This is a genomic window from Streptomyces sp. NBC_01235 (assembly GCF_035989285.1).
In the GTDB taxonomy this organism is placed as follows: domain Bacteria; phylum Actinomycetota; class Actinomycetes; order Streptomycetales; family Streptomycetaceae; genus Streptomyces.
Genome location: NZ_CP108513.1, coordinates 6,376,471 through 6,399,153, shown reverse-complemented (window position 1 = coordinate 6,399,153; position 22,683 = coordinate 6,376,471). Strand labels below are relative to the sequence as shown.

Here is a 22,683-nt window from a genome sequence, read left to right as displayed (position 1 = left end):
CCTCCGGGCCTTCCAGATTCCCGAGGGACTGTTTGACGGCGATCTCCCACCGAGATACGGCGCTGGCGTACACCGCGGGTTCGGTGTCGAGCAGATCCTTGCTCTCGCCGGACAGCTCACCCGATGGCCATCACTCCACCGGTGTGCCGACTCCGTCTGCTTGAGCGCCCCCGCCCGGACGCCACGTTGTCGACCAGAGACAGACATAGGACCCGTCCAACCTCCACCGCCGCTGCCTCAGCACCCCTCGATGCACCAACGCTGCACGGACACGGCGGTGCTGGTGAGGTACTGCGACGACTTCGTGGTCCCGTCGCGGACCATGCGACGGGTAGGGCAGGCTCAGCAGTTGGCGGTCATGATGCGTCCCGTCCGCCGGAACGTCACAGGGCTGCCCCGCCGTCCACCCGGATCACCTGGCCGGTGATGTACGCCGCACGATCCGAAAGGAGGTAGGCGACCAGGTCGGCGGTGTCCTCGGGGCGGCCGAACCGCTTGAGCGGGATGCGCTCGAGCATCTTCTCCCGCATCGGTACGGGAATGTCCTCCATCATCTGAGTATCGGTGATTCCGGGAGCAACCACATTGACCCGGACACCGTGGCCCGCGACTTCCCGCGCGAGTGACTTGCTCATGCCGATGATGCCTGCCTTGCTGGCGGCGTAGTTGCTCATCGTCACGAAGCCGCTCAGCGCGACGATCGAGGAGATGTTGACGCAGGCGCCGGACTTGCGCCGCAGGAAGCGGTACAGGACCGACTGGCACACGTTCCACATACCGGTGAGATTGGTATCGATGACGTCGTCCCATGCCTCACCGGCCAGGAGGGGCATGGGCCCGTTCCGGGTGATTCCCGCATTGTTCACCAGTGCCGTGAGGGGACCCAGCTCGTTCTCGGCGCGGGCCACCATCTCCTCCACGGCGTCGCGGTCGCGCACGTCGCACTCTGTGAACAGCGCGCGGACACCCAGGGATTCGACCTCCTCCTGGGTTTCCCGCGCCTCCTTGCTCTCGGACCGGTAACAGCCGATGACGTCGTATCCCTCGGCAGCGAGCTTGAGGGCGATGCTCCGGCCGATCCCTCGGGCAGCCCCCGTCACCAGGACGCGGCGCCGGTCGTCCGGCTCACCTTCCGTGTCGCGTGTGGTGCGCAGTCCAGCCTCACTGATGTCGTCGGACAAGGTCTCTCCCCGGGTCGCGGCACCATGGTCCTCCAGGAAAGCAGCAGCTATTAAAGGGCCACTTAATTCCTCGCGTGCGGTAACCCGCCATCCGTGTCCTGCCGTTGTCAGGAAGCGTCGGCCGCCATTTCCCGTTGTCCGGCCTGGTCCTCCCGGGACTTGCCTGCGGCACCGGAGGCACCGGTCACGAGCCGCCCCTCGATGCTCTGCGGCAGGGCCCACCGGTACAGCGGCATGGCTCCGGCCGTGGTCACCACCGCGACGAGGACCAATATCGAGAAGACCTCCTGGGAGATGATGCGCTGGCTGAGACCGATGTTGATGAAGATCAGGATCATCAGGCCCCGGGCATTCATGAGGCCGCCCACGGCCCAGGACTCTCGCCAGGAGAAGCCCATCGTCCGCATCGCGAGCCCGCAGCCCACGTACTTCCCGATGAATCCGGCAGCCAGAAACATCCCGAAGGCGAGCAACATGGTTGCCCCGGCCACGCTGTTGAGCTTGGTGTTGAGCCCGGAGAACGCGAAGAAGATCGGCAGCAGGAAGACGCTGACGAAGTCCATCATCCTGCCGTGCAGCGCCTCTCGGAAGGCAGCGTCCCGCGGCATCGCGAGCCCGGCGATGAACCCGCCGAAGACCGAGTAGATACCTATACGGTCCGTGAACCACCCGGCCCCGAGAACGACGAACGCCACGACGTACATCTGGCCGGTCGTGAAGCTCTTCGTCTGTGCCACCCGGGCGCCGAGAGGGCGCAGCAGGCGCGCGACCCCGAAGAGCATCACGCCTGTGAAGACCACGGCGAGCAGGATGCTCTGCAGCGCGCTCATGGGACCCGAGCCGGCGTGCACCGCGGACAGCACCGCGAGGAAGCACCAGGCGACCACGTCGTCCACGGAGGCGGCGACCAGTGTCAGCCTGCCCAACGGCGAGTTCTCCAGGCCTCGTTCGTACAGGATTCGGGCGAGCATGGGGAACGCCGTAAGCGAAAGCGCGCCGCCGAGGAAGAGCGCGAATTCCATGCGGGAGACGTCGCGCCTGGAGAGCTGCGAGTACCACAGCAGTCCCACTCCTACGCCCAGCACCAGCGAGGGAATGATGCCTGACACGGCGAGCAGGATCACGTGCCGCCCCTGCCGCTCGGCACCCTCGCCGCCTGTACCCTTCGCGCCTTTCCCGCTCTTGCCGCTCTTCTTTCCGTGATCGATCCCAGCGCCCACCAGGAACATGTACAGCGTCAGCCCAATAGTGCTCAGCACATAGAGAACCGGCTTCACGTCCGCAGGGAAGAGCGACTTCTGCACTCCGGGCAGCAGAACTCCCAGAAGTGTGGGACCGAGGAGAACACCGGCTACCATTTCACCGAGGACTCGCGGCTGCTTGACCATGAGGGCGATTTTTCCGCAGATCGCAGATGCCGCAAGAATGCCAAGTATTGCAAGCAGTACTTTGAGGGTGAGTTCGAGATTCGGATCGCTTGGAGAATAGAAGGCGAGATGCCGCATGAGACCCCTTGGCTCGCTCATCGGACACGGATTACGAGCCTGACATGCCGCACTGAAGAGTCGCCTAACTCTCCCCTAAGCGCTGGCACGTTCACACGGTCGCTGTACTGCTGCGACCCACACCCGGGCGACACTCGCCTAAGCCTGGCCTAAGCCTGGCCTAAGCATCGCTAAACCGTGGCACCATTCTCGCCATACGGCCCGGCGTCCACCGCCCGCCCAACTTTGCGATGAATTGGCCAACCAGGGAGCAGGCGCGTCCGGATTCCGAACCGATCGGCGATCATGCATTAACGCACCCCTGAATCGCGCGCGCCACTCGTCAAGTATTTTATTAAATGTCCTGACATGGATGCATTTACGGGGCATCTAAGAGTTGGATTGTACACGGCGAGCCACCCGTGAGAATCGGCCGGTCGACTTGATTCCGCTTTCAAGGGCTTGACACCCCCTGAACCTCCACCCATGATTTATTTCGTTTGTCGCAGCAATGCTCCAATCTGACAGGAATGGCCTTCGGGAATTAAGTGAGAGGGCGTATGAGGTTTAGGATTCTGGGCCCAATAGAAGTGGAGACAGACGCCGGCGAGACAGTCACCCCACAAGCACTCAAAATCAGGTCGTTGCTGGCCATGTTCTGCATGCACGCAGGCCACGTGTTATCCCCTGCACGGCTCATCGGCGCCCTATGGGCCGAGACGCCTCCGCGCACCGCGACCACCGCGCTCCAGGTCTATGTCTCCAAGCTGCGCGGGAACTTCATCCGGGCCGGCGCGAGTCCCTCCCTCATCACCACCACATCGTCCGGCTACACGATGCGACTCGATGGGCATTGCCTGGACCTCGCCCTCTTCGAGTCCAGGGCGGCCAGGGCCCAGCAGGCCATCCGCATGGAACGGTCCCTGGAGGCTGCCCGGCTGCTTTCCGAGTCGCTGATGCTTTGGCGGGGATCCGCGCTCGCCGACGTGCGCACCACACCCGCTCTGGACGGCTACGCCCAGCAGTTGGACGAGCGGCGCAACGCCCTGCACGAACAGTGGCTCACCCTGGAGCTCCGGCTGGGCCGCCACACTCAGCTCATCGGCGAGCTCTACGGTCTCGCGCAGGAGCACCCCATGTGGGAGAACGTGCACGCCTGTCTGATGATCGCCCTTTACCGCAGCGGCCGAATACCCGAGTGTCTGGCCGCGTACGAGCGCATCCGCAGGACACTCCACGACGAGCTGGGCATGGAACCCTGTAACCGGCTGCGCAACCTGCATCGCGCGATTCTCGCCCGGGAGCCCTGGCTGGACGACCACAGCCGGCCGCTGTCCTCCGCGTACGCCTCGTGAACGGCGTCGGGCAGCGGCGCCCGGGACAGTCGCGGACCGCGGAACGGCACGACCGCCCTGGGCGCGGCGGACGCCTTCCTTTCGCGGCAGCCGCCTACATCCTCTTCGTGCTGACCGTCGGCACGAACATGCCGACCCCGCTGTACGCCCGCTACCAGGCCGCGTTCGGGTTCTCCCCTCTCGTGGTCACTCTCGTGTTCGCGGTGTACGCGGGGACCTTGATCCCCACGGCCATGTTTTCCGGGGCGCTGACCGACAGCCTCGGGTATCGCCGCATGGTCGGACCCGCCATCGCTCTCGCGGCGGTCGCGGCCGTCCTGTTCTGCTGCGCCGACAGCGTCGCCTGGCTGTACGCCGCGCGAGCGTTACAGGGTGTTTCGGTCGGCGCGGCCTCCGGCGCGCTCACCGCTGCCCTGGTGGAGACGGAGCCGTCGGGGGACCGCGCGCGGGCGTCCATGCTCGCCTCCGTCATGATCGTGGGCGGAGGTGGGATCGGCCCGGTCCTCGCCGGATTCCTCGGGCAGCACGCGCCGCTGCCGCTGCGTCTGACCTACCTTGTCGAACTGGCGTTGCTCGCCCTGGCGGCGGTCGGCGCCACCCGGCTGCCCAGGAGGACGCGCCCCGGTGTCTGGCTTTTCCACCGCCCCCGCATCCCAGCCCCTGTGCGGCGGCGCTTCGCGCTCGCGTCCGCTGTCAGCGTCCTCGGGTGGGCCGTGGTAGCGCTCTTCCTCGCCATGGTCCCGTCGTACGCCACGGCCATCCTGCACCACCACGATCTCCTGCTGGCCGGCACGGCGGCGGGCATGTTCCTGTTGTTCGCCGCGGTGACGCAGTATGCGCTGGCCCGCAGGGGCATCGCGGCACCGCCGACGACCGGTCTGCTCCTGCTCACCGCCGGGCTGGGGATGCTGGCGGCCGCTGGGGGAACCCGCTCGCTCTGGTTGCTCCTCGCCGCCGCCGCGTGCGGCGGGGCGGGCCAGGGGATCACGTTCATGGCCGCGTTGGCCAGGGTGAACGAGCTGGCACCGCAGGAGTCCCGGGCGGAGGTCCTCTCCGCCTTCTACATGATCACCTATCTCGGTGTCGGAGTGCCCGTCATCGGCGTCGGCTTCCTGGCTGCGGCCACCGATCTGCTGACCGCGGTGGTCACCTTCTCAGCGGTGACGGCACCGGCCTGTGTCCTTGTCGCGGCCAAGACTCGCACCACCTGGGCCGACACCGTTTAAGGGGAGGTAAGTGCCGTTTTAGCAGCTGTCGTTAGGGTGCACCGACGTTGCCCCGACCGATCATTGCGCCGCCCCTCGTGCGACGCACCACCACACCAAGGCGATCGCCAGTGGACACCACCAGCCGCGATACACAACTGCTCGGCGAGTACCACCCGTTCGGCCGCCCGGTGCAGGTATGGGCTGCGCAGGTTCCCCTCCCGCACGACGCCCTCTATGAGACATACGCGGCAGAACTGGACCCGGACGAACGCGCGCAGGCCGCCCGCATCGTCACCGGCGCCGCGCGCGCACAGTACATGACGGGCCACGCCCTGGCCCGGCGGGTCCTCGCGGGCCGGCTGCGGGTGCCGTCATCACGCATTCGCTTCGGGGCTGCCGAGACAGGCAGGCCGTTCCTTTCCGAACCCCCGCACCCGGAGGTCGACTTCAACCTCTCGCACTCGGGCAGCTTGACGGTCCTCGCCGTGACCTGCGGGGGCCGGGTGGGCATCGACGTCGAACAGACCACAGTGGAACGTGACTTCGAAGGCATCGCGGCGGGCTTCTTCTCCCCCTCCGAGTACCACCGATGGTCCACGGCCGAAGCCGCGGACAGGACCGCACTCTGGTACCGCACCTGGACCCGGCGCGAGGCATATGTGAAGGCCACCGGCGCCGGGCTGCGCGACATAGGCCACGACCACCACGGCCGCGGCTCGGCCTGGGCCGACATCCCCTTGGAGCCGGCGCCGGGGCATGCGGGCTGCGTAGTGCTGCTCAGACACCCTTGTACTTCCGGCACTTCACTCTCCGCGAGGTGAACCGACATGACTGCTGGCACCCCCCTGTGGGTCCCGCCCCATGACGTTCTCGACCGCTCCCGCATCGGCGACTACCTGCGCTGGCTGAACCACCACCGCGGCCTCCGCTTCGACGGCTACGCCCCGTTGTGGCACTGGTCGGTGACCGACTTGCCCGGTTTCTGGTCGTCCCTGTGGGAGTACTTCGAGGTCACACCCCAAACCCCGGCCACCGCGTTCGTCGACGCACCGGCCATGCCGGACGTCCAGTGGTTCCCCGGGGCGCGGCTCAACTACGCCCAGCGGGTCCTGACCATGCCGGGCGTCGCGGGCTCGACTCCCATGGTGTTCGGGCACTCGCAGACGCGGGAGCCCGTCATACTCACCGCTGACGAGCTCCGCGACCAGGTCGCGCGGGCCCGGCGCGGACTGCGCGGCCTCGGAGTGGGGCGCGGGGACCGGGTGGCAGCCTATCTCCCCAACATTCCCGAGGCCCTGGTGCTCCTGCTCGCCTGCGCGAGCCTGGGCGCCGTCTTCTCCTCGTGCGCCCCGGAGTTCGGCGCCCGTTCCGTGCAGGACCGCTGGCGTCAGATCGCACCGAAGGTCCTGGTGACCGTCACGGGATACCGCTCCGGTGAGCGGCTCGTCGACCGTGCGCAGGAGGTCACGGCGATCCGCGCCGCCCTGCCGAGTCTGACGCACACCGTCACCGTGCCGTACGCGGGCTCGGACGTCGACTCCGCGCTGTCCTGGGACGAACTGCTCGCCGAGACGGACGAATTCGCCTTCGAGCAGGTGGATTTCGGCCATCCGCTGTACGTGCTGTACTCGTCGGGGACGACGGGGCTGCCCAAGCCCATCGTGCACGGGCACGGCGGCATCCTCCTGGAGCATCTCAAGATGCTGGCCCTGCACCACGACCTGGGCCCGGGAGACCGCTTCCTCTGGTTCACCACCACCGGTTGGATGATGTGGAACTACCTCGTCTCGGGACTCGCCGTGGGCAGCGCGGTGGTGCTTTTCGACGGCAACCCCACGTACCCCGACTTCGGCGCCCTGTGGCGCCTTGTCGCGGAGTCCGGCACGACGTACTTCGGCACCTCTGCGCCGTATCTGATGGCCTGCCGCAAGGCCGGGATCACTCCGTGGCGGGACCTGGACCTCTCTCGGCTGCGCGGCATCGGATCGACGGGCGCCCCCCTGCCCCCAGAAGGGTTCCGGTGGGTGTACGAGGCATCGGCCGACAGCGGGTCGCCCTCCCCCATGCTCACGTCGTTGTCGGGCGGCACCGACGTATGCACCGGGTTCGTCGGCGGGGTTCCGCTGCTGCCCGTCATCGAGGGCGAGATCAGCTGCCGCTGCCTCGGGGCAAGGATCGAGGCGTACGACTCTGCCGGGCAGCCCATCACCGGCCGCACCGGGGAGCTCGTAGTGACCCGGCCGATGCCCAGCATGCCCGTCGCTCTGTGGGGAGACACCGACGGATCCCGGCGCCACGCCTCGTACTTCGCGAGGTTCTCCGGGGTGTGGCACCACGGCGACTGGATCAACGTCACCGACCGGGGCACCTGCGTGATCAGCGGGCGCTCGGACGCGACCCTGAAGCGCGGCGGGGTACGCCTGGGTACCTCGGAGTTCTACGCCGTGGTGGAGGAGGTCGACGACGTCGCCGACTCCCTCGTCGTCCACGTGGAGGGGGCGGAGACCGGCGTCGACAAGCTGATGCTCTTCGTCGAGCTGCGCGGGGAGAGCACCCTCGACGCACGGATGCGTGAGCGGATCAGCCACGCTCTGCGCACCGCGCTCTCCGAGCACCACGTCCCGGACCACATCGTCCAGGTCCCGGCCGTCCCCCGCACCCTGTCGGGCAAGAAGCTGGAGGTGCCCGTCAAGCGCATCCTGGCCGGCGCCGATCCCGAACTCGTCGTGGCCCAAGGCGCCTTGGCCAATCCTGGATCACTCGGCGCCTTCGAGGACGCCGCGGTTCGTTACCGTACGCGTGCATCGTTGCCAGAGCCTCGGCGGACCCAGCCGTGAACCGAGTGAAAGGGCACCCATGACGACGACCGCCCCGGCCACCACCGACAACTTCGCCGCCCCCATCGAAGACCGGTACTTCGAGGACTACGTGCCGGGCTCCGTGCACGTCTTCGGCAGCATCACCCTCACCGAACAGGACATCCTCGACTTCGCCCGGCGCTTCGACACGCAGAGCATCCACACGGATCCCGCAGCGGCGCTGGATGGCCCTTTTCAGGGACTGATCGCAAGCGGTTGGCACACCACGGCCGTGATGATGCGCCTGTACGCGGACCACTACCTCAGCAAGGTCGCGTCGCTGGCGTCCCCGGGTGTCGACGAAGTTCGCTGGCAACGACCGGTGCGGCCGGGCGACACCCTGTCGGTCCGGGCCACGGTCACCACGGCCCGCCTCTCCCGCTCCAAGCCCGACCGCGGCCTGGTGCACACCGACGTGGAGGTGCTCAACCAGCACGGCGAGACCGTGCTGACGATGACCATCATGAACATGCTGCGGCGCAGGGCATAGCGGCCGGTACCGCTTCGGGCCGTTGTGGGCGCCCCACCGCGCTCCCGCCGCGCTACGCGAACGTCAGCACGATCTTCCCGATGTGCCGCCCGCCCATCATCTTCCGGAACGCGCTGTCGGCCCGCGTCGCCGGAAACGGGGTGTAGGGCAACGGTGCCAGCGCTCCCGAGGCGAACAATGGCGCCAGTTCCGCCAGAATGTCGCCGATGAGATCCGGGCAACGGTCGACCAACAGCCGGAGGTCGACGCTGTGCATGCTGAGGCTGTTGCGGAAGGGCCCCAGGCCAAGCGCGGAGTCGGCCATGATGTCGCGCTTGCCGATCTCGACGAACCTGCCGCGGACACGGAGCAGCTCCAGGCCACGGCGCAACAGCTCTCCCGTGAGGGAGTTGAGGACTACATCGACGCCCTCGCCGCCGGTGGCCGCGAGTGTCTCGTCCCCGAACCCCGCGCTGTGGGAGTCCATGACGTGACGAACTCCCCGCTCATGCAGGTACGTTCGCTTTTCGGGAGTTCCGGCGGTCGCCAGCACTTCGGCTCCCCGCAGCTTTGCGATCGCCAGCGCCGCCGACCCCACTCCGCCGGCCGCAGAGTGGATGAGGAGCCTCTCTCCGCGCTGGATGCCGGCCATTCGGACCAGGCCGTACCACGCGGTGAGGAACGCGACAGGTACCGTGGCGGCCTGCGCGAAGTCCATGCGGTCGGGCACCGGCATGACCGATGTCACCGGCACATTGATCTCGGATGCGAAGGCCCCCTCGACCACGGCCACGACACGGTCGCCGACCTCGAACGCCGTCACGCCCGGCCCGGCCGCGGTGACGACGCCCGCGCACTCCAGGCCAGGCCGCGGCGGATCCTCGAAGTACGCCGCGGAGAGCCCCATCGCCGTCAGTACATCGGGGAAGTTGAGACCTGCTGCAAACACCTGGACGGCCACCTCGCCAGGACGCGGCGGCTCCGACTCGACGGCAGCCAGCTCGAAGTCCAGCTCGCCGGAACGCCGTTGACGCAGTTCCACGCGGGAGGCCCGGCGGCTGTCGGCCGCCGTCGAATACAGGTGCTCCATGGATCCCTCCTGGGAAACTGCGTCACACGACGCTGCGGAAGAAGTCGACGAGGATGCGGTTGACCTCTTCAGGGCGCTCCAGAAACCCGAAATGCCCACACTCTTCGAGCAGTTCGAAGCGGCAGTCCGGAATGACATCGGCCACCGCCCGCCCCATGGCGGGCGGCATGACCAGGTCGTGGGCGAAAGCGAGGACGAGCGACGGACACCGGATGCCGCGCAGTCCTGGCAGCCGGTCGCCGGTGACGGTGGCCTCGTACTGGGCCGCGAACCCCTCCCCACGCTGCGGGAAGAAAGACAGGGTCGTCAGCCAGTCCTCGGCGAACTTGTCGTCGGCCAGGGTCCCGGGGCCGAACAACTGACCCATCGTGGCCACCGCCGAATACCCCACGGGCACCGCGTCACCGGCCCGCATGGCATCCGCACAGCCCTGTGCCAGCGCGTCACGGTAAACGTCCGAGCGCCCCCGCGTCGCCATGAGCGCGATGGCCCCGACCAGTTCGGGATGTGCCCTGGCCAGTTCCTGGGCGATCATCGCGCCGATCGAGACTCCCGCCACCAGGCAGTGTTCGATGCCCAGATGGCGGATCAGCTCCGCCGTGTCGGTGACAAGGTCGTCGAGTGCGTAGGGGCCGGGCGGGGCGTCCGAGGGGGCGCTCCCGCGGAGGTCGAAGGTGATGACCTGGAACCCGGCCCGTACGAGATCCGGAACCTGATGCCGGTCCCAGACGGCCGCCGGTGAAGCGGCCGGACCGATCAGGAGCAGCGGGTCCCCCTCACCCTGAACGCGATAGGAGACCCGGACTCCGTTGACAATGGCCGCCGGCACGACTCAGCCGGCCTCCGTGACGGTGGCCGGCACTGCGGCCGAGGCCGAATCCGCCGACCCGTCGAAGAACTTCTCCTGAATCGTGCGCAGGGTCTGGAAGTCCTCGGTCTTGAGCTGTCGCCGGTCGATGACCCGTCCGCTGACCCTCTCTATGACGACGACGAACTCGATCAGCGAGAGAGAGTTGACCAGCCGGGTGTCGAACAGGTCGAGATCGAGGTCTATGTCCTCGACATCCGGGTTCTGCTCGTAGATCCACGTCATCACCTCGGGTGGCAGCGCAGACATGCCTGTTCTCCTTCTTCTGAACGGGGTCGGGGCTGAACGGGGTCGGGGCAGCGGCCCCTGGACGAACGTCCGGGAAGGCCGAGCTCAGCGGCTGGCCTCCGCAGGGTCGCCGGAGGGCACGGCGGCCGGGCGTGCGCGTTTGACGCCGAGGGCCGGGTGCGTGACCAGGTAGAGACCCGAGGCATCGTCGTAGAGATCGCTGGGCTCGATGCGAAGCGCGCTGAGATTGGCGGGCTGTCCTTCAGGGGCGTTCTCATCGGCGCGCTGCCGCGCCAGATCCGCCTCCTCGATCAACTCCGGCATGGCGCTGGTGCCTCGCGAGTCGGCCGCGTCCCTGAGATCGCTGAGCCCCGCGGAGATCTCGGCGAAGGCTCCGTTCGGGCTGTCGTACCGCTCCTTCTCCCGGACCAGGCGCTGAGCCAGCCAGAAGTAGCTTTCAGTGCCCTTGTACTGCTCGTACACCCCGGACACCAACACGATGAGGCGGGCGTAGGCATTGCGGAACAGGGACTCGTAAAACCCCTGCGCCTCACGCTCGTTGATCTGCCCACTGTCGGCGCCGATCACGGACGCGGCCGCGAGCACCGCGCTGTACATCGCCAGATGCACTCCGGTCGACAGCAGCGGATCGAGGAAGCAGGCCGCGTCCCCGACCAGAAAATAGCCGGGACCGCAGAAACTGTCGGCCACGTAAGAGTAGTCCTGCTCGACCCGCGTGGGCCCGGTGAATTCGGCACCCGCCAATTGGCCGCGCACCGTCTCGGATTCCTGCACGAGCGTCAGGAGCATCTCGTCGTCGGACGCGAATTCCTTGCGCCGCTCGACGAAGCGCGTCTTGTGCGTCACGAACCCGATACTGAACTGTCCGTCCCGCAGGGGAATGACCCAGAACCAGCCATCGGGCGTGGATACGACGTTGAGACCGCCCGGGGGCGTTCCCTCCAGCAGCTCGCCACCGTCCCAGTAGCCCCAGATCGCGACGTTGCGGAAAATCTCATGGGCCCGGCGATTCCGGAAGTGCTGCGCGGCGAGCACTCCCGAGCGGCCGGAAGCGTCGACGAGGAAGTCGAACTCGGTCACCCGCTGGGCGTTGCCATGCTTCGTGTCCACCCACTCCGCGGCGACCGGACGGTCTCCGTCGAAGACGACCTTCTTGACGTGGGCGCCCTCGACGACCTCGACACCACGCTCCTGTGCGTGCCGCAGCAGGATCTCGTCGAACTCCGCGCGCTCCACCTGCCAGCCGCGCACATCCGGACCGAAGAGCTCCGCCCAGTCGATGGTCCAGTCCTCGGCGCCCCACCTCAGCAGAGCACCCCGCCGGCTGGTGAATCCGGCGGCGTCCACCTTCTCCAAGACGCCGGCGATATCCATCATGACGCGACAGGACGAGGTGAGAGATTCACCGACGTGATATCTGGGAAATGTCTCCCGCTCCAGCAAGGTGACGTCAATACCGGCGCGGGCCAGCAGCATCGCCGTCAACGAACCTCCCGGCCCGCCACCTATCACCAGAACATTCGCCATCGATGATCCCCTCACTTCGCACGCCTGTCGGGAAGGGCCCTGACAACACACAACCACGCCGTGGTTAAGGGGCGACCTCATTGCCTCTAAAGGGGCCCTTAACCTCAATTCCAGTGGTCTGACCTCGATTCATAAGCCGGCGTTGGTCTCTGACCGACCGACTCGCCGGTTCGAGCGGTCGAAGGGGTGGCCGCGAAGGCGAGGGTTCTGGCCCCGGACGGTTGATGCTGTCGTTGGCAGTGCGGATGGCGCGGGCGGGCAATCCGGCACGGCACTGCGCCAGTGACGTCGTCGCCCAGACCCGCACGGTCCTGGGCGCCGCCGGGCGTGCCCCGGAGCGCCGGGCGCGGCGATGCTTGACGCGGCCCGGCTCTTCACCGCCGCCAGTGAACGCTGTGCAGGGAACGGCTCGTTGATGCTCGGGATCGTCGCCCTCGCCCACCTCGGCGACGCGGCCGAGATGGCCGAGGCCGCCACCGCGGTCAGCGCGCGCACCCACCCGGACCCCGACTGCACCACCCTCGACCCGCGGGCCGACTACGAGAAGTTCAAGGAACTACTCACCGAGGCCGGGATCGATGACCGCCGCCTCTACGACGGGAGCCGCCACACCGCCGGCACGATCCTGAACGAACTGGGCGTCGACATGCCCACGATCATGGAGATCCTGCGACACACCCAGATCAGTCAGACCCGGCGATACGTCAAGGGCCGGTCCCACCTGTCGAAGGACGCCATGCGGCGCATGGGTGAGTTCTTCGTACCTCCGCCCTCGACCCCGGTTCCGGGCCCCACTGAGACCAGAAGTGAGACCGCCGACACCCGCGCGGCCCGTGCCCTGCGCCGCCGCATCCAGTAAAAGCAAAAGCCCCAGGTCACGGCGAGTGAGTCCTGAGGCTTCGGCAGAGCCGCCTTCGGGATTCGAACCCGAGACCTACGCATTACGAGGACTGCCGCGATCGGGGTGGGTGGTGCCGACTCGTGCCGCGCGGTGCTGTTTTCGCAGATCAGCACCGCGCGGCATGTTGCCGCGTCCGGCCCCGGATGGCTTGTGCCGCGCCATCCGCTCACGCACCGCTCACGCAGACCGACCCGCGCACCGCAGCCGTTCGGTTGCAGCATGGTGGAAGCCGCTGCTTCATCCGCTTTCCTCGGCCGCTGCGCGAAGTTCGCCGATTCCCGCTGCATCCGCCTCCTCGATGGATCCGGAGAGGCGATGAACGACCACCCAGCGGCCGTCGGGCAACGCACCGGCGAAGACCCTGGATTTTCGGGTGGCACCGTTGTGGTAGGTCAGCGGCAGATCTCCTACCCGGCGCCAGGTGAGCGCCGGCTCACCGAGGGTCTTGTCGACGAGCAGTCCGGTGAGCAGGCGGGCGGTTGTACGCGTGCTGGCCCACATGCCACCCGCGGGCAGGATGGCTCCGGTCAAGTCCCATGGCTTCACGGGGCGGCCGAACCAGCCCGACGCCAGCAGACGCTGGTCCGCGGGTGGTCTGGCGGTCACCGCCCCCGCGGGCAGGCCGAGAGGCACGAGCACATGATCGCCGACCAGTTCCTCGTAGTCCTGGCCGGCAGCCGACATGAGTGCAGCGCCAAGCACGGCGTACCCGAAGTTGGAATACTCCTCGTGCTCGCCCGGGCTTGCGGTGACCAAACTGTCGAGACGACCCACGAACTGTTCGAGCTGAGTCTGTGTGAAGTCCCTGTACGGGTTGAACAGGCCCGTGTCAGGAGGCAGCCGCGGAAGGCCGGAGGTGTGGTCGGCGAGGTGTCGAAGGGTGACACCGGTCCCGGCCGGCGCGCTCAGCCATCGCTCGACCGGGTCGTCGAGGGAAACAACGCTCTTCTCGGCAAGCACGGCAAGCACGGTTCCGGTCAGGACCTTGGTGAACGAGCCCAGCTCCACGTACGCGTCGGGATCATGCCCGCCGGTCACACGAGGAGCATCGAGGTGACTGCCGATGACGCAGGTGGGAGGGCGTCGCACGGAGAGCCTTTCAGTCGGCGGGAGCGGCCGCTACCGGTTCGCGGTCATGTGCCGCACTTCTTCCAGTCCCGTCCGCCGCTGCTTTCTCCTTGCGGCGTGCGCTCAGCTTTCGCGCTGCCTGCAGTGCGCGGGACAGTTCCGGCGACAGGAAGACGAGGTCACACGCGATCATCGTCAATGCGAATCCGGTGAGCCCCATGAACAGGCCGATGGAGATGTGGAAACCGATGGATGCGGCAGCCGCCCATGGGCGCAGGGACCGTACCAGGACTCCCATGGGGAAATAGACGAGAAAGATGACAGTCGCATAGGTGCCGAGGTACACCAACAGGTCGTTGTTGTAAACGAACTGCGAAATGCCGGGGAGTTCGAATTCCGGTACCCGCATGATGTAGAAGAGAGCGGTTCCGTCCTGCCACGCCTGCCCCTGCACCTTGTAAAGCCCGCTGACCATGTAGACCAGGCACATCTGCACCGCGATCGCGGTGACACCCAGGTTGTGCAGCGGGGCACCGGCAGCTCGAAAAGCCTTGGGGATGCGCTGTATCACCCGTTGCCCGAGAGGAGAGCGCAAGGAGAAATGGTCATAACAGCGCGTGAGAAGCAGCATCGGGACGACGAGCTGCATGAGATTGTCGCCGCCGTCCATGAGCGCCGACTGCCGCTGGTAGAGCGACCACAGAAATATGGCGTGCACCGCCAGGACGGGACGGCCCCCGATACCCAGCGTGACAGCCAAAGCAGCGATCAGTCCGAGGTGGAACAACACTTCGAACACGACCGGCGAGTTGCTCCACGCGTAGACACTAAAACTTCCTGAGTCCTTCAACTCGTCGAGGAAGAGGTGGTAGGGCAGCAGTGTGTCGTTTCCGGGGCCGAAGAGGTAGCGCCGGTCCCCGTACTGGCTGACATAGAACATGAGGCCGACGAACCCCAGTAACGCACGGGTTCCCGACACACCCAGGACCGCGACAGGACGGCTGGCCCAGGTATCGATCTTGTCTAATAGTTTCACTGCAGATCAGCAGCTTTCTTCCATGGAAAGTCGTAGGCGTCGACCTTGTCGCGCGCGTCGGCGTTGTCCCTCTGTGACCAAGGCGGGAGCGTCCGGACGTACATCCGGACCTGCACTGATTGGAGACTACGACCTTCCGTGCACGCCTGAGTCATCTGAGTCATCGCATACCTTGAGAGATAGTTCACCGCTTGATCGCGGGTGCGTTTCTCGTACGGCAGCAGCGGAATGGGATTCTTACCCGACTTCTTCGCCTTCCCCTTTTCCTTCTGCTCGCGGAGGCGCCTCAGGAGGTCGTCGGTCGAGTTGTACTGTTGGATGCCGTTGCTCACCACCCGGGACATTCGCGAGGGAAAGAACCTGTCGTTCTGGACCCTCTGGATGGTTGGGCCCGTCACGTCGTAGTACTTCGTGACCTCACCGTCGCTGCAGCGGCCCCGCGCGATGATCCCCTGGTCGACCATCACCGGATCCGGGGCGAAGAGCATCCAGTTCTGCGAGAAGTACGGCTGGAGATAGGCGTTCAGGAGTGGCGCCAATTGCACCTTGGCAGGACTCAGCGGCGTCTGGGAGAAGGCCGCAATGGAGAAGTGGGCACCCAGGAGGGCGGCACCGGCAAGCAGTACCGCCCTCTGGACGCGACGAGTCGCCGTCACCTATCGAACGCGGTCGCGCTGGAGACACCGCTGGAGATTCTGGCCGGCTCGCTGAACACACCGCCGAGGCTCAGGTTGTCCGTCAGCGCTCCCACGGCGTGGCCCACGGAAGGGCAGGCAGCCCTGGCGTGCACGGCTGCCCGGGCGGCCGCCCGGCCGACCGCGCTTGCGGCAGCCTTGGGCGCAACGGCCTCGCCCTTGCTGACGGCCGCCTTCTCGGCCACCGGCGCCACAGGCGTGGCCTGGGCCGAGCCCTGCATGGTCAGTGCAAGGCACGTACCCGCGACAGCGGCACCGATAACGGCACCGACAGTTCGCTTCTGCATTGTTCCCCATTTCGCTTTATCGGTCATTGCACACAGCCCCCACGGTTCCCGGATCCCGTCGGCGCCTCTGGATGAGAGCACCACTGATCACCGGGGATGTTCCCCCGCGTCCAGGGCTGGAGTCAGCTGCATAGCAACCGTTCGGAGCGAACAAAGCCCAACATCTAGAAAGTCAGGCCTTTGGTCGCGTTCGCTCCTGACAGCCAACTTAGCGTGGTCATGATCGCGAGACAAGTGATCTTTATGAGGTTCCTGTGAGGCACCAACCGGTAGTTTCCTAGCGAACAAGACAAAACGAACCAAGGTGTCCGGCACCGCATCTTGCCGAGCTGTGACGTTTCGTGTTGCCTTGTGTCGCCTATCGGGGGAGCCGTCGGGCAGGCGCCGCATCGGCCGACCCCGGAGGCGGCACTTGCCGACGAAAGGGAACAGCCGGTGATGAAGGCGGACGTAGCGATCGTGGGGACGGGTCCGAACGGGCTGGCGGCTGCAGTCGTCATGGCCCGCGCAGGATTGCAGGTGCAACTTTTCGAAGGACACCACGAGATCGGTGGGGGCCTGCGCACCACATCACTGTTCGACGCCGACATCACGCACGACGTATGCGCGGCCGTCCACCCCATGGCAGCCGCGTCGCGGTTCTTCCGGGAGTTCGACCTGGCCTCGCGTGGGGTGCGCTTACGTCTACCCGAGATCAGCTACGCCCACCCGCTACCCGACGGCACGGCTGCCCTGGCTCACCACGACCTGGAGACAACCTGTGCTCGGCTGGGGGCGGACGGCGAACCCTGGCGACGCATGATGACTCCACTGCTGGAGCGCAGCTCCGCCGTGATCGACCTCGCCCTTTCCCACCAGCGCGCCATTCCCCGGGACCTGCTCGTCGCAGTCAGGTTCGCTGCGCGGACTCTCACGCTCGGCACTCGGCTGGAAAACCGCACTCTGACAACCGAAGCCGGCAAGGCCCTGCTGACCGGTGTCGCGGCACACGCTGTGGGACGACTGCCAAGTCTTGCCGCCGGCGCGATCGCACTCCTGCTGGGGCACCTTGCCCACGGCAGCGGCTGGCCCCTTCCAGAAGGCGGCAGCAGCCGCATCGCCGAGGCCCTGGCCGCGGATATCACCGCGCACGGTGGCACGTTCCACACCGGATGCAAGATCGATGATCTGCGGCAACTACAGGGATCGAAGGTGGTGCTGTTCGACACCGCCCCGAAAGGTCTTCTCCAAGCCGCCGGCGACTTGCTCCCCGCCCGTTACGCCCGCCACCTCTCCCGTTTCCGCCACGGCCCCGGGGCCGGCAAGGTGGACTTCCTCGTCAACGCTCCCATCCCTTGGAAGGATCCTGACGTAGGCCTGGCGGGCACCGTCCACCTCGGCGGGACGCAGGCGCAGATACGTCACCAAGAAGGCCTCACCGCCGCAGGTACCGCCGCACCAGAGCCCTTCGTCCTGGTCGTCGACCCTGCCGTGACCGACCCCACTCGGGCCCGGGACGGAAAGCGACCGGTGTGGGCCTACGCCCACGTACCGAACGGGAGCTCCCAGGACCCCGTGCCCATGGTGCAGGCACGTATCGAACAGTACGCGCCCGGCTTCACAGAAACCGTCGTCGCCAGCCGCGGTATCAGCGCCCGCGACTACGAGGCCTACAACCCCAACTACGTCGGCGGGGACATCAACGGCGGTGCTGTGACCCTGAAGCAGAGCGTGCTCCGCCCAGCCCCCCGGGTGAATCCCTACCGCACGCCGCTCCGCGGCGTGTACCTGTGCTCCGCGTCCACACCGCCAGGACCTGGCGTGCACGGCATGTCCGGTTACCTGGCCGCCCGTTCCGCGCTGAGACACGAATTCGGCATTCACACGACACCGAGCCTCGCCCCCTGACCAGATCGCCCGCACCCGTCCATGAGGTGGCGAGCACGACAGACCGCCGAGGTCCCTCGTGCACAGCCTGTGCGATCTGGGTACGTCGCACACTTGCCCTGGCCCGGGCCCGACACGACCGCAGACCGGGAATGCGTTAATGTGCGAGCCATGACGGCTGATGAGCGTGAAAACCCTGGCACTGAGCGGGAGTTAGCGACGACTCCTTGGAGCTGGGGGGGCCTGGGCCCGGTCGGCGGGTTCCTCTTGATGCTCGCTGGAATCGGCCTGCTCCTGTGGGGATTCCTGGGCCGGACAAGCTCCGGCCCTTCACTGATCTACCAGGCCGCGAAGGTCGTGGCGGTCGGCCTGGTGGTCACCGGTACCACTCTGGTCGCGCGCCGGCGCGACTCGTCACCACGCCCCGACGCGGAGACAGAGTCTGCTCCACGGTCGTGATACGCACCGGTCCGAGCCGGAGATCTGGCTCGCGTCGGCGGCACCGTTGCAGCAGCTGTTAACAGTCCTGGCCCGACCCGTCGCCGGTCCACCCAGGAATACGGCCACCGACGTCGTTCCCCTCCTGGCCGAGGACGAACTCATCAAGTTCGAAGGCGTCTGCTCCAAGGCCGACGACTCGCAGCCGTACATACTGCGGGACAGTCTGCGGATCACCGAGCAGAACCCGACCTCCTCGGCTCCCGCGGCCGACGCCCTGATCGAGCTGGTCAACAAGGGCAGCGTGCGCCTACGTCGTCATGCTCCGCGAGCGTGTGACCGATCCGGCCGAGCCCACCCTCTACGCTGGCTCGGCCCGAGCGACCCGGGCCGGCCACGAGGTGACACCCGTCGGACACCGATCCGGACACGGTCCTCGCCGCCGACGAGATCCACCGCAGGCTGCACACGCTGGGCATTCGGGATCGTCATGTCCAGGCCGCGATGGCCGATCTGCCCCTGGAAAACACAGCGGCAGCCCGTGCTCTCGGCTGCCATCTGACACGCACCGGCACCAGCACACTGACCGTGAACGTCGGCATCGCGCTCCTGGCTCGCCTCGGTGAGCCGGAGGATGTGCCCTACCTCAAGGTTCTCGGCCTGCCGCGGGTTCTCGCCCGTCCCGTGGCCGGCGCGCTCACCGCCCTCGCCTGCCCGACGGCAGCCCTGGTATGGCTGGCCGACCACGCCGAGAACCGTGCACTGCGCCACCTGATCGACGCGATCGCCGCGCACGATGACCACGAGGCCCGCACATGGCTGATCAATGCCCCTCTCGACTCACGTACTGTCGGACCTTCCACCGCCCGCAGGATTGCCGAGGCCGTCCAACTCGCCGACATTCTCAGCGAGGAGCAGATCGATACCCAGGCCGTGGCCCGGACCGGACGTCTCCTCTCCCAAATGACGGGACTGCGCGACTACCAGCCCGAGATCCTCAGCTACCAACAGGCCACCACCGCCTACAACGCGTTCGTCGCACGCGCCTCCCAACTGCCTCCGACGCTGGACCACTACGCCGTCCTGCCGTCCGTCGCCCTGGACCTACACAGTGGCCCCAGCGTGGTCCTCGACTGGCAGCCGGGACAGAGGGAAGCCCTCCTGCGCGCCCTCGAAGCCGTCCTGAGCAACCAGTCCTGGACAGCCGTCACGGAGAGCGAGCCCGAAAAACCCGCCGAACGCCGCCGGGTCCATTGGATACGGCGTTCGACGCGGCAGCCTTTCGACCACGTGACGGACTCCCGGTTCCGGGTGGAGGCCACCGTGCGGGACCCGGCAGACCCGGACACGGTCGAGGCACGGCTGTTGATCGACGGCCGGCCCCTGGTACCCGAAGCATTCGGCAAGGGTCCAGCCAACTCCCCCGAGTACCTTCTCGACAGCGGTCGCCTGCGGGCCGAAGACGAGCCCCGAGAGGTGCAGCTCGCCGAGGCGTACTGCACCGAGGGCTGTTGCGGCGCGCTCTACGTGACCACCTGCGGGGAAGGCGACCAGCTGGTGTGGCCTGACTGGCGTCGCCCACCGACGCGGCAACCCCGCGCGCAACTCCCCGAGTACCACTTCGATGCGGGCGACTACGACGCCGAGATCGAGCGCGCGGAGAGACCAGAAGTGAGACCGCCGACACCCGCGCGGCCCGTGCCCGGCGCCGCCGCCGCATCCAGTAAAAGCAAAAGCCCCAGGTCACGGCGAGTGAGTCCTGAGGCTTCGGCAGAGCCGCCTTCGGGATTCGAACCCGAGACCTACGCATTACGAGACCGTGAGCGTTCGTGTTGCGTGGTGCCCGGTCGTGCTGCCCAGTGACGTTTGGGCTGATCAGAGCATGCGCAGCAGGTTGACCCCTGCCACCCCGTGATGTGCTGTCCAAAGGCGTCTGTCCACCGGCTGTCCACCAGTGGGGGTTCTTGGCTGGCCGCTTCTCGCCGCCCTATCGCTCCTGACGAAATCCCTGACAGGGGCGGAACCCGGCTGAGGACGACTGCCCATTTCCCACAAGGAGCGACCACGCGGTACTTCACCACTACCGCCGCAGCCTCCATCCACGGCGAGACCCCTCCGACCAAAACGATATCTTCCATAGTCAATAAATGGTATCGTTTCACTGACGGGAGCATCTACGAAGGGACCACCACATGGCCAGAACCGTGATCGACCTCGATGAAGACATGGTCACCGAGGCCATGCGCATCTTCGGAACCAAAACGAAAGCCAAAGCCGTCCGCCTCGCCATGGAAGACGCCGTCAAGCGGCACCTGCGGCAGGAGGGCTTCGACGCCATGGACGCCGGCGAACTCGACTTCAGTGAGATCGTCGAGAACACCGGCCCCCGCAGCGCGGACGGCTCTCTCAAGCACAACGGCGACCGCGACGGAGGCCGGGCCGCCTGATGCAGGACCGCTACCTGATCGACAAGTCCGCCCTCGCCCGCTGGACGAAGCCGAGCGTCAAGGAGGTGCTCAAGCCTCTGCACGAGCGCTACCTCCTCGCCGTATGCCAGCCCACCGAGTACGAGATGATCCACTCAGCCCGGGACAGCTCGGAAGCAACACGGATCAGCACCTGGCTCCACGCCTTCGACTACCTCCGCGCCGACGACAACACCTTCACCCGCGCGCTGGAGATCCAGCGCCACGCACTCAACGCGGGCATCCACCGCGCCCTGTCCCTCCCCGACCTCCTCATCGCCGCCACCGCAGAACTGAACCGGCGAACCGTCCTCCACTACGACGGAGACTTCGACATGATCGCCTCCCTCACCGGCCAACCCACCGAATGGGTCGTCCCGCCCGGCAGCGCCGACCGATGAGCATGCCGGGCTGGGCCGTCGGGGCGAGCCTCGCCGAACTAAACCTCGCCACCTGCTTCCTGCCGCCGATCGCAACTCACCACCGCACAAAGTCACCGGCTGCAGGCCCTGCTCGAACTCGCCTTGCACACCGGACTCCGCAAAGGCGAACTCCTCGGCCCTGCACCGGGAAGACCTGAGCCTGGAAGGGACATCGCCGCCATCCGCCAAGACCCGGGTTTCCGAGCGCCGCATAGCCCTCACCCACCCGCTGCCTTTGGTCGCTGAAGCACCACCACGAGCAGCAGCACGAGCGTGAGCCCTCAGGCGCCACGCAGCAGGTCATCGGGCAATATTCACCACTCCACGGGGCGGACCGATCGACCCGACCAACCTCAACCGGAGCTTCGTCCTGCTCCTCTGCAAAGCTCGTCTCCGCCGCATCCGTTTCCGCGACCTCCGCCAATCAACTGCCTCGCCGCTCCTGAAACAGGGCATCGAACGCGTCGTGATCAAGAAACTCCTCGACCACGCTCCCATCGGCGTGACCGCCACCGTCTCCGCCCACGTCCGACTCCGCCTCCAGCGAGACACCATCGAAATCGCACTCGGCAGCCGAAAACCACCGAGGCGGTCGGTTCCGACGGCGGCGAACGGCCTACGGTGCCGCACTCGTCCGCTGAAGTTGCCGTCAGCTACTGCCGTCAAAACGCGCTGAGGGCCCGCCAGGAATAGCCTGACGATCCCTCAGATTTGCCCAACTGATTCACAAATCGAGCAGCACTACATGAGCATCACAACTACGTCGAATTCCCTCAGGTCACTGCTGGCGTCTACACATACGTCAAATTTCGCCTGCAGCAGGAAGCCGTCAACAGCCTTACCAAGGCCCTCGAGAACAGCATGGCACGCGCCGCACGCAGGAAGACCCAGCTCGCAGAACGCCGACGGCCCCCCACGAGATGTCGCGGGGGGCCGTCGGCGTCCGATCGTGTTTGCCTCAATGGCTGAAATCGGCCTCAAATTCAGCCCGCCAACAGGCAAAATCTTCGCGTCCATGAAGATATTTGCCGGGAGATTCGAGCAGGTCTGCACCGGCAAGTTGATCCAAAGCGCGCCAGATCTTTGGCTCAACAGTTTCGGCACTCGCCTCCTCCATGACGCGTAGCGCCCAATCGGCCGCTTCGTCGGGAGAAATAACCCCCTCAGCGAGCTGAGCCAAGTGGCCGCCGACCAGCTCTCGAAGATCTTCGCTCAT

At 66.6% G+C, this 22,683-nt stretch carries 20 protein-coding genes and 2 pseudogenes; 11 read left to right on the top strand and 11 right to left on the bottom strand.

Annotation, left to right across the window (positions count from 1 at the left end):
* Positions 1 to 383 precede the first annotated feature (383 nt).
* Both fabG and OG289_RS28625 read right to left on the bottom strand, forming a co-directional pair.
* Positions 384 to 1,181, bottom strand: a complete 798-nt coding sequence (gene fabG, locus OG289_RS28630; protein ID WP_327316920.1) for a 3-oxoacyl-ACP reductase FabG — start codon at positions 1,179 to 1,181, stop codon at positions 384 to 386.
* Positions 1,182 to 1,288: 107 nt separating this feature from the next.
* Positions 1,289 to 2,686, bottom strand: coding sequence for a cation:proton antiporter (locus OG289_RS28625; RefSeq protein ID WP_327316919.1), 1,398 nt, complete (start codon positions 2,684 to 2,686; stop codon positions 1,289 to 1,291).
* 539 nt (positions 2,687 to 3,225) lie between these two features.
* Here OG289_RS28625 and OG289_RS28620 point away from each other — a divergent pair.
* From OG289_RS28620 to OG289_RS28600, 5 genes are all read left to right on the top strand, one after another.
* Positions 3,226 to 4,020: an AfsR/SARP family transcriptional regulator gene (locus tag OG289_RS28620; protein ID WP_327316918.1), complete on the top strand. Its 795-nt coding sequence runs from the start codon at positions 3,226 to 3,228 to the stop codon at positions 4,018 to 4,020.
* Positions 4,017 to 5,246: an MFS transporter gene (locus OG289_RS28615; RefSeq protein ID WP_327316917.1), complete on the top strand. Its 1,230-nt coding sequence runs from the start codon at positions 4,017 to 4,019 to the stop codon at positions 5,244 to 5,246. The genes OG289_RS28620 and OG289_RS28615 overlap by 4 nt, the downstream gene beginning before the upstream one ends.
* Before the next feature lie 110 nt (positions 5,247 to 5,356).
* Positions 5,357 to 6,049: a 4'-phosphopantetheinyl transferase family protein gene (locus tag OG289_RS28610; protein ID WP_327316916.1), complete on the top strand. Its 693-nt coding sequence runs from the start codon at positions 5,357 to 5,359 to the stop codon at positions 6,047 to 6,049.
* 6 nt (positions 6,050 to 6,055) lie between these two features.
* Positions 6,056 to 8,065, top strand: a complete 2,010-nt coding sequence (locus OG289_RS28605; RefSeq protein ID WP_327316915.1) for an acetoacetate--CoA ligase — start codon at positions 6,056 to 6,058, stop codon at positions 8,063 to 8,065.
* Positions 8,066 to 8,084: 19 nt separating this feature from the next.
* Positions 8,085 to 8,576 (top strand): MaoC family dehydratase, encoded by a 492-nt coding sequence (locus OG289_RS28600; RefSeq protein ID WP_327316914.1) that lies wholly within the window; start codon positions 8,085 to 8,087, stop codon positions 8,574 to 8,576.
* A 52-nt stretch (positions 8,577 to 8,628) separates the two neighbouring features.
* On the opposite strand, the gene OG289_RS28595 is transcribed toward OG289_RS28600, so the two are convergent.
* The 4 genes from OG289_RS28595 to OG289_RS28580 all read right to left on the bottom strand — a co-directional run bounded on the left by OG289_RS28595 (position 8,629) and on the right by OG289_RS28580 (position 12,289).
* Positions 8,629 to 9,645 (bottom strand): zinc-binding dehydrogenase, encoded by a 1,017-nt coding sequence (locus tag OG289_RS28595; protein ID WP_327316913.1) that lies wholly within the window; start codon positions 9,643 to 9,645, stop codon positions 8,629 to 8,631.
* A 22-nt stretch (positions 9,646 to 9,667) separates the two neighbouring features.
* Entirely contained in the window at positions 9,668 to 10,474 is an 807-nt protein-coding gene (locus OG289_RS28590; RefSeq protein ID WP_327316912.1) for an alpha/beta fold hydrolase, read from the bottom strand.
* A gap of 3 nt (positions 10,475 to 10,477) precedes the next feature.
* Entirely contained in the window at positions 10,478 to 10,762 is a 285-nt protein-coding gene (locus tag OG289_RS28585) for an acyl carrier protein (protein WP_327316911.1), read from the bottom strand.
* An 84-nt stretch (positions 10,763 to 10,846) separates the two neighbouring features.
* Positions 10,847 to 12,289 (bottom strand): NAD(P)/FAD-dependent oxidoreductase, encoded by a 1,443-nt coding sequence (locus OG289_RS28580; RefSeq protein WP_327316910.1) that lies wholly within the window; start codon positions 12,287 to 12,289, stop codon positions 10,847 to 10,849.
* 505 nt (positions 12,290 to 12,794) lie between these two features.
* Here OG289_RS28580 and OG289_RS28575 point away from each other — a divergent pair.
* A pseudogene (locus tag OG289_RS28575) lies at positions 12,795 to 13,148 on the top strand (tyrosine-type recombinase/integrase); the annotation flags it as partial.
* Positions 13,149 to 13,427: 279 nt separating this feature from the next.
* Here the strand turns inward: OG289_RS28575 and OG289_RS28570 are convergent.
* From OG289_RS28570 to OG289_RS28555, 4 genes are all read right to left on the bottom strand, one after another.
* A complete protein-coding gene (locus tag OG289_RS28570; RefSeq protein ID WP_327316909.1) occupies positions 13,428 to 14,228 on the bottom strand; it encodes a serine hydrolase domain-containing protein in 801 nt (266 codons plus the stop codon).
* Positions 14,229 to 14,289: 61 nt separating this feature from the next.
* The gene (locus OG289_RS28565; RefSeq protein ID WP_327316908.1) at positions 14,290 to 15,198 is read right to left on the bottom strand and encodes an HTTM domain-containing protein; all 909 of its coding nucleotides are present in this window, start codon (positions 15,196 to 15,198) and stop codon (positions 14,290 to 14,292) included.
* Positions 15,199 to 15,290: 92 nt separating this feature from the next.
* A complete protein-coding gene (locus OG289_RS28560) occupies positions 15,291 to 15,950 on the bottom strand; it encodes a DUF5819 family protein (protein WP_327316907.1) in 660 nt (219 codons plus the stop codon).
* Positions 15,947 to 16,210 carry a hypothetical protein gene (locus OG289_RS28555; RefSeq protein ID WP_327316906.1) on the bottom strand — a complete coding sequence of 88 codons (264 nt, stop codon included), beginning with the start codon at positions 16,208 to 16,210 and terminating at the stop codon, positions 15,947 to 15,949. Before OG289_RS28555 ends, OG289_RS28560 begins: the two co-directional genes overlap by 4 nt.
* 504 nt (positions 16,211 to 16,714) lie before the next feature.
* On the opposite strand from OG289_RS28555, the gene OG289_RS28550 reads away from it, so the two are divergent.
* From OG289_RS28550 to OG289_RS28530, 5 genes and pseudogenes are all read left to right on the top strand, one after another.
* Positions 16,715 to 18,163, top strand: coding sequence for a phytoene desaturase family protein (locus OG289_RS28550; protein WP_327320826.1), 1,449 nt, complete (start codon positions 16,715 to 16,717; stop codon positions 18,161 to 18,163).
* A 921-nt stretch (positions 18,164 to 19,084) separates the two neighbouring features.
* The gene (locus OG289_RS28545; protein ID WP_327316904.1) at positions 19,085 to 20,443 is read left to right on the top strand and encodes a hypothetical protein; all 1,359 of its coding nucleotides are present in this window, start codon (positions 19,085 to 19,087) and stop codon (positions 20,441 to 20,443) included.
* A gap of 329 nt (positions 20,444 to 20,772) precedes the next feature.
* Positions 20,773 to 21,027, top strand: a complete 255-nt coding sequence (locus OG289_RS28540) for a type II toxin-antitoxin system VapB family antitoxin (RefSeq protein ID WP_327316903.1) — start codon at positions 20,773 to 20,775, stop codon at positions 21,025 to 21,027.
* Positions 21,027 to 21,446: a PIN domain nuclease gene (locus OG289_RS28535; RefSeq protein WP_327316902.1), complete on the top strand. Its 420-nt coding sequence runs from the start codon at positions 21,027 to 21,029 to the stop codon at positions 21,444 to 21,446. Before OG289_RS28540 ends, OG289_RS28535 begins: the two co-directional genes overlap by 1 nt.
* A 66-nt stretch (positions 21,447 to 21,512) precedes the next feature.
* Positions 21,513 to 22,143 (top strand): annotated as a pseudogene (locus OG289_RS28530) (tyrosine-type recombinase/integrase); the annotation flags it as partial.
* 282 nt (positions 22,144 to 22,425) lie between these two features.
* Here the strand turns inward: OG289_RS28530 and OG289_RS28525 are convergent.
* Positions 22,426 to 22,683, bottom strand: a complete 258-nt coding sequence (locus OG289_RS28525; protein WP_327316901.1) for a DNA-binding protein — start codon at positions 22,681 to 22,683, stop codon at positions 22,426 to 22,428.

What these genes read in the sequence shown, in the direction of transcription:
- OG289_RS28625 (WP_327316919.1), bottom strand. Translation starts at nt 2,686, where the DNA reads ATGCGGCATCTCGCCTTCTATTCTCCAAGCGATCCGAATCTCGAACTC.
- OG289_RS28620 (WP_327316918.1), top strand. Translation starts at nt 3,226, where the DNA reads ATGAGGTTTAGGATTCTGGGCCCAATAGAAGTGGAGACAGACGCCGGC.
- OG289_RS28605 (WP_327316915.1), top strand. Translation starts at nt 6,056, where the DNA reads ATGACTGCTGGCACCCCCCTGTGGGTCCCGCCCCATGACGTTCTCGAC.
- OG289_RS28600 (WP_327316914.1), top strand. Translation starts at nt 8,085, where the DNA reads ATGACGACGACCGCCCCGGCCACCACCGACAACTTCGCCGCCCCCATC.
- OG289_RS28595 (WP_327316913.1), bottom strand. Translation starts at nt 9,645, where the DNA reads ATGGAGCACCTGTATTCGACGGCGGCCGACAGCCGCCGGGCCTCCCGC.
- OG289_RS28585 (WP_327316911.1), bottom strand. Translation starts at nt 10,762, where the DNA reads ATGTCTGCGCTGCCACCCGAGGTGATGACGTGGATCTACGAGCAGAAC.
- OG289_RS28580 (WP_327316910.1), bottom strand. Translation starts at nt 12,289, where the DNA reads ATGGCGAATGTTCTGGTGATAGGTGGCGGGCCGGGAGGTTCGTTGACG.
- OG289_RS28565 (WP_327316908.1), bottom strand. Translation starts at nt 15,198, where the DNA reads ATGTTCTATGTCAGCCAGTACGGGGACCGGCGCTACCTCTTCGGCCCC.
- OG289_RS28555 (WP_327316906.1), bottom strand. Translation starts at nt 16,210, where the DNA reads ATGCAGGGCTCGGCCCAGGCCACGCCTGTGGCGCCGGTGGCCGAGAAG.
- OG289_RS28550 (WP_327320826.1), top strand. Translation starts at nt 16,715, where the DNA reads ATGAAGGCGGACGTAGCGATCGTGGGGACGGGTCCGAACGGGCTGGCG.
- OG289_RS28545 (WP_327316904.1), top strand. Translation starts at nt 19,085, where the DNA reads ATGGCCGATCTGCCCCTGGAAAACACAGCGGCAGCCCGTGCTCTCGGC.
- OG289_RS28540 (WP_327316903.1), top strand. Translation starts at nt 20,773, where the DNA reads ATGGCCAGAACCGTGATCGACCTCGATGAAGACATGGTCACCGAGGCC.
- OG289_RS28535 (WP_327316902.1), top strand. Translation starts at nt 21,027, where the DNA reads ATGCAGGACCGCTACCTGATCGACAAGTCCGCCCTCGCCCGCTGGACG.
- OG289_RS28525 (WP_327316901.1), bottom strand. Translation starts at nt 22,683, where the DNA reads ATGAGCGAAGATCTTCGAGAGCTGGTCGGCGGCCACTTGGCTCAGCTC.